At 43.7% G+C, this 12,757-nt stretch carries 11 protein-coding genes and 2 other annotated features (1 of these 13 only partly in view); all 11 genes read right to left on the reverse strand.

Annotation, left to right across the window (positions count from 1 at the left end):
- Positions 1-110, reverse strand: a sequence feature (ribosomal protein L20 leader region) (it extends 17 nt beyond the left edge of the window).
- Between the two features lie 163 nt (positions 111-273).
- On the reverse strand, positions 274-2,205 hold the full coding sequence (thrS, locus tag GFC30_RS14795) for a threonine--tRNA ligase (RefSeq protein WP_066327567.1): 1,932 nt from the start codon (positions 2,203-2,205) through the stop codon (positions 274-276).
- 43 nt (positions 2,206-2,248) lie between these two features.
- Positions 2,249-2,472: a binding site (T-box leader), on the reverse strand.
- Positions 2,473-2,522: 50 nt separating this feature from the next.
- On the reverse strand, positions 2,523-3,362 hold the full coding sequence (ytxC, locus tag GFC30_RS14800) for a putative sporulation protein YtxC (protein WP_066327572.1): 840 nt from the start codon (positions 3,360-3,362) through the stop codon (positions 2,523-2,525).
- 84 nt (positions 3,363-3,446) lie between these two features.
- Entirely contained in the window at positions 3,447-4,385 is a 939-nt protein-coding gene (dnaI, locus tag GFC30_RS14805) for a primosomal protein DnaI (protein WP_066327573.1), read from the reverse strand.
- 14 nt (positions 4,386-4,399) lie between these two features.
- Entirely contained in the window at positions 4,400-5,785 is a 1,386-nt protein-coding gene (locus GFC30_RS14810) for a replication initiation and membrane attachment family protein (RefSeq protein ID WP_066327575.1), read from the reverse strand.
- Between the two features lie 60 nt (positions 5,786-5,845).
- Positions 5,846-6,307, reverse strand: a complete 462-nt coding sequence (gene nrdR, locus GFC30_RS14815; protein WP_066327579.1) for a transcriptional regulator NrdR — start codon at positions 6,305-6,307, stop codon at positions 5,846-5,848.
- A 16-nt stretch (positions 6,308-6,323) separates the two neighbouring features.
- Complete coding sequence (locus GFC30_RS14820) at positions 6,324-6,713, reverse strand: cytosolic protein (RefSeq protein WP_066327581.1); 390 nt, start codon at positions 6,711-6,713, stop codon at positions 6,324-6,326.
- A 107-nt stretch (positions 6,714-6,820) separates the two neighbouring features.
- Complete coding sequence (gene speD / locus GFC30_RS14825) at positions 6,821-7,195, reverse strand: adenosylmethionine decarboxylase (RefSeq protein ID WP_066327582.1); 375 nt, start codon at positions 7,193-7,195, stop codon at positions 6,821-6,823.
- Positions 7,196-7,432: 237 nt separating this feature from the next.
- The gene (locus GFC30_RS14830) at positions 7,433-8,461 is read right to left on the reverse strand and encodes a glyceraldehyde-3-phosphate dehydrogenase (protein WP_066327588.1); all 1,029 of its coding nucleotides are present in this window, start codon (positions 8,459-8,461) and stop codon (positions 7,433-7,435) included.
- Between the two features lie 121 nt (positions 8,462-8,582).
- Entirely contained in the window at positions 8,583-9,179 is a 597-nt protein-coding gene (gene coaE, locus GFC30_RS14835; RefSeq protein ID WP_066327589.1) for a dephospho-CoA kinase, read from the reverse strand.
- A gap of 13 nt (positions 9,180-9,192) precedes the next feature.
- The gene (gene mutM, locus GFC30_RS14840) at positions 9,193-10,014 is read right to left on the reverse strand and encodes a DNA-formamidopyrimidine glycosylase (RefSeq protein WP_066327591.1); all 822 of its coding nucleotides are present in this window, start codon (positions 10,012-10,014) and stop codon (positions 9,193-9,195) included.
- Positions 10,015-10,029: 15 nt separating this feature from the next.
- Positions 10,030-12,657 (reverse strand): DNA polymerase I, encoded by a 2,628-nt coding sequence (gene polA, locus GFC30_RS14845; protein ID WP_066327595.1) that lies wholly within the window; start codon positions 12,655-12,657, stop codon positions 10,030-10,032.
- Positions 12,658-12,757: the final 100 nt, after the last annotated feature.

Genomic DNA, 12,757 nt, shown 5'->3' on the forward strand with positions numbered 1-12,757 from the left:
GGTGCATACGACACCCACGCTCATTACGCTCTATAACCGAACCGTAACAACCTGCCAACAGCTGCTAATGGCGTCAGCTAGGTGAGAAGCGGGTGCTTCTGCTTTTGTCACAAACAAGTATTCTATTCGACTTATGTAGTATACCATGTTGGAAGCAGCATGTCAATATTTGTTTATTGCCTGCTTTTGCACAACATGTTTCATTATACCCAATGTTATTGTCATTGACAACTATTTTTTTAAAAACTGCGGAAGAAACTTCCGCAGTTTCGGTTAACGCCGCGCTTCTCTTTTTAACGTTGCGATAAAGTCGTTAAGCGCCATCGTTTCGCTTTTTTGTTCCCCGTATTTGCGGACGTTGACCGTTCCTTCTTTCATTTCGTTATCTCCGACTACCAGCATATATGGAATTTTTTGTATTTGTGCTTCACGAATTTTATAGCCGATTTTTTCATCTCGCTCATCGACTTCCACTCGGAATCCTTGTGCTTGAAGCGCTTCTTTTACTTTGTACGCATAGTCAACATGCACGACAGGCGACACCGGAATGACTTCCACTTGCACCGGCGCAAGCCATGTCGGGAACGCTCCTTTATATTCTTCGATAAGGAACGCCACAAACCGCTCCATCGTCGATACAACCCCGCGGTGAATGACAACCGGACGGTGAGGCTTGCCATCTTCGCCGATGTATGTTAAATCAAAGCGTTCCGGCAATAAGAAATCGAGCTGAACCGTTGACAGCGTTTCGTCTTTTCCGAGCGCTGTTCGCACTTGCACGTCTAATTTCGGACCGTAAAACGCCGCTTCGCCTTCTGCTTCATAATAGTCAAGTCCTAGCTCGTCCATGGCTTCACGCAACATCTTTTGCGCTTTTTCCCACATCGCATCGTCATCGTAATATTTTTCTTTATCTTGCGGGTCGCGATATGACAGACGGAAGGAATAGTCATCAAGCCCAAAATCTTTATACACTTCAAGAATTAAGTTGACGACGCGCTTGAATTCGTCCTTAATTTGATCTGGACGGACAAAAATGTGTGCATCGTTTAGTGTCATTCCCCGTACACGTTGCAAGCCGGTCAACGCCCCAGACATTTCATAGCGATGCATCGTTCCCAATTCGGCGATGCGGATCGGCAACTCCCGATAGCTATGAATTTTGTTTTTGTAAATCATCATATGGTGTGGACAGTTCATCGGACGAAGCACGAGTTGTTCATTATCCATTTCCATCGGTGGGAACATGCCGTCTTTATAATGATCCCAATGCCCGGACGTTTTATATAGCTCCACGCTGCCAAGCACTGGTGTGTAAACATGTTGGTAACCAAGCTCTAGCTCTTTGTCGACGATATAGCGCTCAATCGTGCGGCGAATCGTCGCCCCCTTTGGCAGCCAAAGCGGCAATCCTTGTCCTACTTTTTGCGATGTGGTAAACAGCTCTAGCTCTTTTCCTAGCTTGCGATGGTCACGTTCTTTCGCTTCTTGCAAGAGGCGAAGGTATTCATCGAGCGCTTCTTTTGTAAAGAACGCCGTCCCATAAATGCGCTGCAGCATTTTATTGTTGCTGTCGCCACGCCAATATGCTCCTGCGATGTTTAGAAGCTTAAACTCTTTAATTTTTCCTGTCGATGGGACATGAACGCCGCGGCAAAGGTCAAAAAATTCCCCTTGTTCATAAATCGAAACGATTTCGCCTTCTGGGATGTCGTGAATTAATTCAATTTTCAAATGATCGCCGATTTCTTCATATCGTTGAATTGCTTCTTCTCGGCTTACTTCTTTACGGATAATTTCTAAGTTTTCTTTGACAATTTTCCGCATTTCTTGTTCGATTTTCGGGAGGTCTTCTGGTGTCAACGACTCTTCCATGTCAATATCGTAATAAAAACCGTTTTCAATGACAGGACCAACGCCAAGTTTTACATTCTTATACAACCGTTTAATCGCCTGTGCCATTAAATGGGCCGTGCTATGACGCAAAATGTCCAGCGCCTCTGGCATCTCTTGTGTAATAATGGAAATTGACCCGTCTTCCGTAATTGGCGTCCGCAAATCAACTAACCGATCGTTTAGCTTTCCAGCAATCGCTTTTTTCTTTAGTCCCGGGCTAATCGAAGCAGCAATTTCTTCGGTCGTAATCCCTTTTGGAAACTCCTTTGCCGCTCCATCCGGAAACGTAATTTTCACTACTTCTGACATAATTTTCACTCCTTTTTGCTAAATAAAAAAACTCCTCCCTCACACAAGGGACGAGTTTGTTTCGTGGTTCCACCCTTCTTCCCATCGCGAACAGCGATGGCTCGAATAGCATAACGGCGCCTTCTCCGTCACCTATTACTCACACAAGCCTTTCACAGGTGAAGTTCCGAGGTGGTAAGTGCATTCTTCGTGTTAGGAAGGTTCCAGCCTAGCCTTCCCTCTCTGGAAACCGTAAAAATACACCCATGTCCTCATCATCACTTTTCCATCGATCCATTATGTACTTAATTATAAAATGAGAGTGTGGAAAAATCAAGTCACTCTACCGGCAGGGAACGGCGGAATGCTTGACTTGGGAAAAAGCGAAGCCGCTCTTGAAATACATTTTGCAACGTTTGAAGCATACCATCATCCGGCTCGTCCGTATAAACGTAAATCGTCTTTGGCGCAAGCGACACGAGGGGCGCTAAGACGGTAGCGTCAATATACATCGGCTGGTTAACTAGCTTTCGGTCAATCCATTGTTTCAGCTCTGTCTTAGGGACATAACGAAACTGTGCGTCAAAAAAGAAAAATTCTGGCGGACGATGAACAAGATGGACAACTGACCATTTTGTCTCACGCACGGCAACATAGTCGCGCAATAGCTGCACAAACGTTTGATATTCCTGCTCTAATTTGTACTCATCAATTGCTAGTTCGACATAATGGGAAAGTAATTGGATATACGGTTTTAATCGAAACGTCACGAACGATGCTAAAGAAAAGGAAAGCCCGTCTTTTAAAAACGGCAATAGCGCGTCCATAATAAGCGCCTCACGCGACTGTCTGTGCTTTTTTCCAGTTCGATAGTCATGCCTTTCCCCGTCAAGAAAAGAATGGGCAAGCTGCAAAATTTGTTGCTGTTCTTCTTCGTCATTATAATAAAACGTACCTGAAATAATCGATAATAATAGCCGGTCTTCCATAAAATGCAAAATAAACTGAGCAACCGCTCGTGCAACCGCAGCCAATCCTTTTTCTTCCTCTTGCACTAGATGAATCGCCACTACCCGATCGTCGCTATGCTCACAGCTAAAGAGCGGGTTAGCGTCTGCTTGCAACAAGCAAATGAATTTTTCTAGCTCATTGTGTTGTTCAAAATAAATTTTGATCAATGTCGTCCCCCCTTTATCAGTGAATGCTTGTTCTATATATATGGGGGGACAGCCTCATTTAGAATTAGAAAAAGCAGGTTGCAGCTATGTTTCCATGCGGCGGTTTCGCCCTTTAATTTCGACAGGCTGCGCTAAATAACGGATGCGCTCCATAATGCGCGCCGCTTTCATTTGTTCCTCTTCGCCTCGTTGCGAATATGTTAAATGATGGGCAAGTTGCTGCAAGTCAAAATTCGATGTAAAGAAAGTCGGCAAATTTTCTAACATCCGGTATTGTAAAATCGGCCCTAATAAATCGTCACGTACCCAGCTTGACATCGATTCTGCACCGATGTCATCAAGCATAAGCACTGGCACTTTTTTCACGTATTCTAGCTTTTCATTAATCGTCTGGTCGTGAAGCGAACTTTTAAGCTCACGGAAAAACTCAGGTACATACACGATAAGGGACGCAATATTTTTTTTCGCTAATGCGTTCGCAATCGCACCAAGAATGTACGTTTTGCCAACACCAAATGAGCCGTATAAATATAGTCCTTTCATTTTCTTCCCTGGGTTATAGGTAGAAACGAACGTTTCTGCTAATTCAATCGCCTTCATTCGTCCTTCATCAGTCAAATCAACGTCTGATAACGAAGCTTGCAAAATTTCCCTAGGGACAAATAAACTTTGAATTAATGCTTCTTGCCGTTTGCGCTCATCGTACTTCACTTTTGTAGGGCAGCGGTCGTACTGAACGTCAATTGCATTTCCTTGCCAAATGAGACGTGGATGATATCCTTTCAACAAATTTTGGCATGATTCTAAACTCGAACACCGCTGGCAGTTTGTCGTTTGCTCCATAAATTCGTACAGCTTCACAAGGCTACGGTCGAGAATGTCTTCGGTTATTTTTTCTTTATTTGCACGCAAAAACGCTTGGACTTCGCGGTGGGAGAGCACTTGTTGCTTTAGTTGTTCGTAGCGCTTTCGGAAATCTTGCCGATGAAGCAGGCGGCTGAGCAGTTGGTTCATATGTTCCATCTTCCCACATCCTATTACTCATTTCGATATTTTTTCAGCCGCTCTTCTAGTTCGCGGCGTTTTGCTTCAAGGTCGCTCGGTGTTTGTTCGCTTTCTTTTTGACTATAATCCATGTTGAGCCAATCCGGCAACATTTCTTTTCGCACCGTTTTACGGGCAGGCTTTTTCTCTTTGTCGGTTGCCCAACTTTGGTATTTTTGTGCTTCTTTTTTGGCTAACTCCATCGCTTCTTTGACGGTGCGAATTTTTTTGCGCGCCCAATGGCTGGCGATTTTTTCGACGTATGCTTTCGATAATTTCATATCGGTGCGAAGCATGACGTAGTAAATTAAGACGTTGACAACGCCAGGCAACAGCTTTTGTTGGAACATAATATCTTCAATGAGCTGTAAATCGCTCATCGACGGTTCTGCTCCCCCAGAAATCTCCATTAATAGCTGGCGCGGAGAAATCGTTTCCAACTGCTTCATCAGCTGCTCTTCTTTCGTTTTTGGTTCGACGTCTATCATCGTCCGATACGCAAACGGCTGAACGCGCGTGCTTAAGTGTGGCAATTCGTCGCCACGCTCAAACTGATACCAGTCACGTGCTGCTTTGCGAAGCGCCTCAATGTCAATATGCTCCGTTGGATCGATGACGTCCATGACAAGTTTTTGCATCTCTAACGGGCTAATTCCATACAAAAACGAAAGCTTTTTAATCGCTTCTCGCACTTTTGCTGTAATCGCCCGCTTTGGAACAATTTGTTTCGAAAGCCCTGCAAAAAATAACTCAAAATCGAATACTTCTTCCCCAAGTACATACGTTTCCGTGCTTCGGTCGAGATAGGCGCGTTCCTGCGGGAGAGATAAGTCGTTTTTTGCCTCTTCGTTCATCGTTGCGACCATTTGCTCCGGATGAACAGAGGCGAACACTTCATTAAACGAACGAGTAATCGGGGAAAAATGTTGTGTATCAAGGGCCGGTATTGAGAAAAATTGTTTAAGTTTTTGAAATTTTGTCCGTCCGACACGATTATAAAGAAAGACGTTTAACATCCCGTCATTGAAAAATTTTTCGGGCGAAAGCGGTGGCTGCAATTCATAAATAAATTGGTTTGGGTCTTTCGATCGGTTGACGTACGTTTTTAACAACCCAATTCCTTCTAGTTTCAACCGTTCTTCGTAAATGTCTTTTAAGTTGCATTGCATAATCGCCATTAAACTATGGTGCGTAGTTTCTGCAGTGAGAAACTGCTGGTCTAGTTCGCCCCATAACGTCATATATAAACTGAACGCACGAGAGCCAATTAACGGTTGATATAAAAGTGTTATTACTTTCCGATCAAAATCATGAAGCATACCGTTGCTGCGCACGATGTACCGATCGACAGGAATCAATTCTTTCCAATGATGTTCCATGCTATCGACCTTCCTTAAATTGATTAAAAAAAGGGCTTTCTATCATGCGAAGCAAGCCCTTTATCGCTGTTCTTTTTTGATTAGTTCTTTCAGTTCTTCGATAAAAACGTTTAAGTCTTTAAATTGCCGATAGACAGAGGCGAAGCGGACGTATGCAACTTCATCGATTTTCGATAAACGTTCCATCACCATTTCCCCAATCGTTTCGCTTTTCACTTCCGCCACTCCACGGTGACGCAATTCTCGTTCAATTTCCTGTGTTACTTTTTCCAATTGTTCCAGCGCTACCGGTCGTTTTTCGCACGCTTTAATGAGTCCACGCAATATTTTTTCTTGGCTGAACTCTTCGCGCGTCCCTTCTTTTTTCACAACAATTAACGGCATTTCTTCGACTTTTTCAAACGTTGTGAAGCGATAATGGCATTGTTCGCATTCTCGTCTACGGCGAATGGAACGCCCATCGTCGACAGGGCGCGAATCAAGCACCCTTGTTCCGAGATGGTGGCAAGTTGGGCACTTCATAATCACCACTCCTGTTTCATCCATTAATTCCAGAGCCGATATACGGCAACCGTTTGTCCAACTGTTCGTACAAGTCTAAAATGACGCGGCGGCTAAAGCCGAAATCAAACGTCGTGCCGGTCGTCACCGAAAAATCAATGGCAGTTTCTAACGGTCGAACCGAAATGACGGTAATGACAATGAACGCTTTTTTCCCGCTTCTTGTCGTTGCGCTAAATTCCCCTCGCTCTTCGGATACAGAGAGAAGTTCATATTGCGAAGACGATTGAAGTAATTCTTTCACTGCTTTCATTGCCTGCCCGTTTGTCGCCTTATAGTACCGGCTACGCAACCGTTCGTCTTCATGCGCTTCTTTTGTCTCGCAATGATTCGTAAAAACATATTTCCATTTGTTCCAAACACTCATTTTTGCCGCTCCTTGCGAAATTCTTTACTATTATGATACCACTATTTAGACAGATATGTACAATTAAAAAAAGAGGTGCGTTTGCCACCTCTTTTTAGTTTCCATCATTACAGTGCTTTTACGTTTTTCAATTCAATCGGACCCATTCCGCGCGGAAGTTCAATCGTTTCCCGCGTTTGCGCTCCTAACGCTTCCGCAATGTAATCTGCGGCAATCGTCGGATCTAAGTTTCCACATGTATACACGTCGATGCTTGCATATCCATGCTCTGGGAAGCTGTGAATCGTTAAATGTGATTCAGAAATAATGACGACCCCGCTTACTCCTTGTGGCGCGAATTTATGGAAAGCAACTTCCCGAATTTCTGCGCCAGATTTTAATGCTGCATCAACAAATGTTTTTTCAATAAATTCGATGTCATTCAGCTTATCAAAATCGCATCCCCATAATTCTGAGATAACGTGACGACCCATTGTGTCCATCAAAAGTCCCCCTTTAACTTATTTTCCAAAAAAATAAACATGAAATTCCTTTGCATAATGGCATGTATAACTACCACGGGGGAAAGTTAGTCCAAAGAGGTCCTAACCCTTTAAGTAGTCACATTACCGTGCGTTTAAGAAGTTCACGAATCATAGTATACTTTGTTTAGTTTTTTTTTGCAATACACTTTTTTATTTTTTTCTGAAATGAGAAAAGCGCTGACGAATGCCAGCGCTTTATGCGTTCACTTTTAATTTTTCCATTAGTTTGTGGGCGACTAAATTCGCTAAATCGACGACGCGGCACGAATAACCCCACTCATTGTCATACCAAGCAAGCACTTTTACTTTACGGCCTTCCATCACTATCGTCGACAGACCATCAATAATTGCCGAGTGTGGATTTGTGTTAAAATCGATAGATACAAGCGGTTCTGTTGTAAAATCGAGAATACCTTTTAATGAACCGTTCGCCGCGCGAACAAACGCTTCGTTTACTCCATCAACCGTAACTTCTCGCTTCAAGTCAACGACTAAATCAACAAGCGAAACGTTTGGTGTCGGAACGCGAAGCGCCATACCGTGCAGCTTTCCTTTTAGATGCGGCAAGACGAGCGCTAACGCTTTTGCGGCACCTGTCGTTGTTGGGATAATGGATTGGGCGCAGGAACGAGCGCGACGCAAATCTTTATGGGGGTTGTCAATATTTTTTTGATCGTTCGTATATGCATGGACGGTCGTCATCAGCCCGTTTTCAATTCCAAACGTTTGGTCGAGTACTTTCACGACCGGTGCTAAGCAGTTTGTCGTGCACGAAGCGTTGGAAATGATAAAATGGTTGTCAATATCAAGCATCTCTTCATTCACGCCCATGACGATAGTGACGTCTTCGTTTTTGCCAGGTGCGGTTAAAATCACGCGCTTTGCCCCTGCTTCTAAATGGAGGCTTGCTTTTTCCTTCGAATTGAACTTCCCTGTCGCTTCAATGACAATATCGATATCCAGTTCTTTCCATGGGAGCTGTTGTGGGTCGCGTGAATTGAGAAGCAGCACTTTCTTTCCGTTCACTAAAAGTCCATCTTCAAGCGCAACTACTTCTCCTGCAAATTTTCCGTGAGTGGAGTCATATTTTATTAAATGAGCTAACGTTTCTGGGGGATAGCTCGCATTAATCGCAACGATAGTTAAGTTTTCGGCATCGATGGCATTACGAAACACCATTCGTCCAATTCGTCCAAACCCATTAATCGCTACTTTCGCCTTCATTAAATTTTCTCCTCTCAAATATATGTTATACTAATTATCACCTTTTCACATAAATAGTATATCATATTTTAAATATTTGTGTAGAGGAAATCGTACAAAAAACAAAAAAGACGTCCTATTTTTACAGGACGTCCCATTCGCTTAAAATCGCCAAAAGCTGCTGTCTCGTTTGGTCAATTGTTCCGTTATTATCAATAACAACATCGGCGCATGCTTTTTTTTCACTTAGCGGCATTTGCGAACGAATACGGGCAAGTGCGTCTTCTTGCGAAAAGCCGTTCCGTTTCATGAGCCGCTCCAGCTGAATTGCTTCGTCTACATAAACGACAATAATTTTATCTACAAAATGGGTGAGGTTACTTTCAAACAAAAGTGGGATATCAAGTACGACGACCGGCTTTTTTTTAAGAATCTTGTCCCGTTCGTCAAGCATTTTTTTTCGCACCACCGGGTGGACGATGGCGTTTAGCTGTTTCCTCTTTTCTTCATCTTGAAAAATAAGCGCTCCTAATTTCGGGCGGTCAATTTCTCCATTTTCTTGCAATATATCCTTCCCGAACGTCTCGACAATGCGGACGTATGCTTCTTCCCCTACATTTACGACTTCCCGAGCAATCTTATCTGCATCAACAACAGGAATATTCCACTCTTTTAGCATATTTGCTACCGTGCTTTTTCCACTGGCAATGCCACCTGTTAATCCAATGGTTAGCGCCATTTTCCTCCCCCTTTTATTGTTGGCAACGTGCACAATAATGCGTGCCACGTCCAGCAACGGTGATTTTTTGTACAGGGTGCCCACATCGTTTGCATGGCTCTCCTTTACGACCGTACACAAACAATTGTTGCTGAAACGTTCCTGCTTTTCCTTCCGTATTCACATAAGAGCGAACCGTGCTCCCCCCGTGGATAATCGCCTCTCCTAGCGTTTCTGCGATTTCCCGATGAAGCCGTTCGATTTCTTCCACTGTCAGTGACGAAGCCGACCGTTCAGGATGAAGGAACGAGCGAAATAACGCTTCATCGACATAAATGTTACCCAGCCCAGCGACTACCGTTTGGTCTAATAGAACGCTTTTGATCGTTCGATTCGTTTTTTTTAGCTTATCCATGAGAAATGTTGGCGTAAATGCCGATGAAAATGGCTCCGGCCCTAATTTTGCAAGCGGGAGCTCTTTCTCTTCCTCTCCCGCTTTAAATAGGTGCATCGTTCCAAACTTTCGCACATCCCGATACCGCAGCTGTGTTCCGTCGTGGAAATGGAAAATGACGTGTGTATGGGGTTCCAACGGCACAGAAGCAGGCACTACACGATAGCGCCCTTCCATGCGCAAATGTGAAACGAGCACATAGTCGTCGAGCAAAAATTTCAAAAACTTCCCACGGCGTTCGATGTCGTGAACCGTTTGCCCTTGCAGCATTTCCATAAACGTTGCTACGTTCGGCTTTTTAATAATATTTTCCCAAAATACTTCCACACGTTCAATCGTTTTGCTGACGGTTAACGGAAGAAGCGTGCGTTTCACTGTTTCCACTTCTGGTAATTCTGGCAATGTAAATCACTTCCTTTATTTCGCGTCATACCATGTTGGTCCGTAATGATAGTCGACTTTCAATGGAACACGCAATTCGACGGTGTGTTCCATGACAGCTGGAACGATTTTCGCTAATTGTTCCACTTCATCTTTCGGCGCCTCTAAAATGAGTTCGTCATGCACTTGCAGTAAAATTCGTGCGCGCATCCCTTCTTTTTGCAAGCGCTCTGCTAAGTCAATCATCGCCTTTTTAATAATGTCTGCCGCACTTCCTTGAATGGGTGTATTCATCGCTGTCCGCTCGGCAAAGCTGCGCAAATTGAAATTGCGGCTTGTAATGTCAGGCAAATAACGACGGCGATGCAAAAGCGTCGTCACATATCCCGTCTGCTTTGCTTGTTGCACAATGTCTTCCATATATTGTTTCACCCCAGGAAAACTCGCAAAATACCGCTCAATAAATTGCGCGGCTTCTTTGCGGGAAATGTTTAAATTTTGCGATAAGCCGTAGTCGCTAATGCCATACACGATGCCGAAATTCACCGCTTTGGCATGACGCCGCATTTGCTGGGTTACTTCTTCCGCACGGACGTGGAAAATATCCATTGCTGTTTTCGTATGAATGTCTAAATCGTTTTGAAACGCAGCAATTAAGTTTTCATCGTTGGCGATGTGCGCTAACACGCGCAACTCAATTTGCGAATAATCTGCTGCAAAAATGACCCAATCTGGCTCTGATGGAACGAACGCTTGGCGAATTTTCCGCCCCTCTTCTAGACGAATTGGGATGTTTTGCAAGTTTGGCTCCGTCGAACTTAGCCGTCCTGTTTGCGTTAACGCTTGGTTAAAAATCGTATGCACTTTGTTCGTGTCTTCGTGGACAACTTTTAGCAATCCCTCAATATAGGTAGACTGTAGTTTCCCAAGCTGACGATAATGCAAAATTTTCTCGACAATTTCATGTTGTGGCGCTAATTTTTCTAACACATCTGCTGAAGTCGAATACCCCGTTTTGGTTTTTTTCAACGCTGGCAATTGTAATTTTTCAAATAAAATCGTCCCGAGCTGTTTCGGAGAGTTAATGTTGAACGCTTGCCCTGCAAGCTCGTAAATTTCTTTCTCTAACGATTGTAGCTGTCCTTGAAGTTCTTGTCCCATCGCTTTTAGCCGTTCAACATTAACAGTAATACCCAAAAATTCCATATCTGCTAATACGAGTGTGAGCGGCAATTCGAGTTCGGTAAATAATGCATATTGTTCGTTTGCTTTTAAATCAGCAATAAACGTATCTTTTAGAGCGCGAATTGCCGCTGCTTTCCGGACAAGATGTTCTGCCAATGCGGATTCATCCGGCACTTTCTGCTTTGCCCCTTTTCCGTACACGATTTCGTCCGGTTGCACGTCTGTATACTGTTTTGTCTTCGCTATCGAAGCAATGTCTTCTGTCGATTGGGACGGATTTAAAAGATAAGAAGCGATAAGCAAGTCAAAATCGACCCCACACATTGCAATACCTTTCCAGCGTAACGCGACAATGGCCCTCTTGGCATCAAAGACACTTTTTTTCATTTTGTCGTCTTCTAGCCATTGTTTAAAGGCCGCCGACGACAAGGCGATTTCCGCCGGAATAAAAAAGTTCCCTTTTTCGTTTGCAATGGCAAAACCAAGAATCGGAGCTTTATGATAGTTTTCTTCTAGTACTTCGACAACCACCGCAGCCTCGTCGGTCAACATTTCTTTCGTTACTTCTTTGACGATAGTATACGAAATAGCGTTTAAATGCGCTGGTTGCTCTTGTTCTGTCGGAGCAAATTTTCCAAGCAACGATTGAAAACCAAGCTCTTTAAAGAGTGCGATAACTTTATCTACATCGTATCCTTCGTATTTCGTGTCTTCGAGCGTAATAGCAAGCGGGGCGTCGCGCAAAATGGTCGCTAGTTGTTTGCTCATCAACGCTACGTCGCGATATTGTGTAAGATTTTCTTTTACTTTTTTTCCGCTTACTTGTTCTAACGAATCTAGTAATTGCTCGACTGTCCCGAACTCTTTTAACAGCTTCAGCGCCGTTTTCTCCCCAATGCCCGGCACCCCTGGGATGTTGTCAGACGCATCGCCCATTAACCCTTTTAAATCAATAATTTGCGCAGGGGTGATCCCGTACTTTTCTTTCACTGTTCCCGGTGTATACGATTCAACATCAGTAATTCCTTTTCTTGTAATATCTACTGTCACATGGTCGGACGCTAGTTGCGTTAAGTCGCGGTCTCCGGAAATAATTTTAACGTCAAATCCTTCTTTTTCCGCTTGCGTGCATAACGTTCCGATAATATCGTCTGCTTCATACCGGTCTAGCTCATACGTACGAATGTGGTATGCCTCCAATAATTTGCGTAAAAACGGAAACTGCTCTGACAACTCCGGGGGAGTTTTTTGTCTTCCGCCCTTATATTCGCCAAACGTTTCATGACGAAACGTCGTTTTTCCTGCATCAAATGCTACTAATAAATGGGTTGGTTTTTCTTCTTCTAAAATTTTCATGAGCATCATCGTAAACCCATAAATCGCATTTGTATGAATGCCTTTATCGTTATGTAAAAGCGGCAACGCAAAAAAGGCACGATAGGCAATGCTATTGCCGTCGATCAATACTAGCTTCTTCATTCGCTCTCCTCCTCCGATTTCGCTGCCCTTATTGTATCACGATTAACGAGGGAATGAAAAAAAGACGAGAACATTTTTTCGTTCTCGTCTTCAAGGGTTG

The sequence above is a fragment of the Anoxybacillus amylolyticus genome (genome assembly GCF_001634285.1).
Classification (GTDB): domain Bacteria; phylum Bacillota; class Bacilli; order Bacillales; family Anoxybacillaceae; genus Anoxybacteroides; species Anoxybacteroides amylolyticum.

Bases quoted from the DNA above. Each gene is read 5' to 3' on its own strand.
- thrS (WP_066327567.1), bottom strand. From the start codon at position 2,205: ATGTCAGAAGTAGTGAAAATTACGTTTCCGGATGGAGCGGCAAAGGAG.
- dnaI (WP_066327573.1), bottom strand. From the start codon at position 4,385: ATGGAACATATGAACCAACTGCTCAGCCGCCTGCTTCATCGGCAAGAT.
- GFC30_RS14810 (WP_066327575.1), bottom strand. From the start codon at position 5,785: ATGGAACATCATTGGAAAGAATTGATTCCTGTCGATCGGTACATCGTG.
- nrdR (WP_066327579.1), bottom strand. From the start codon at position 6,307: ATGAAGTGCCCAACTTGCCACCATCTCGGAACAAGGGTGCTTGATTCG.
- GFC30_RS14820 (WP_066327581.1), bottom strand. From the start codon at position 6,713: ATGAGTGTTTGGAACAAATGGAAATATGTTTTTACGAATCATTGCGAG.
- speD (WP_066327582.1), bottom strand. From the start codon at position 7,195: ATGGACACAATGGGTCGTCACGTTATCTCAGAATTATGGGGATGCGAT.
- GFC30_RS14830 (WP_066327588.1), bottom strand. From the start codon at position 8,461: ATGAAGGCGAAAGTAGCGATTAATGGGTTTGGACGAATTGGACGAATG.
- coaE (WP_066327589.1), bottom strand. From the start codon at position 9,179: ATGGCGCTAACCATTGGATTAACAGGTGGCATTGCCAGTGGAAAAAGC.
- polA (WP_066327595.1), bottom strand. From the start codon at position 12,657: ATGAAGAAGCTAGTATTGATCGACGGCAATAGCATTGCCTATCGTGCC.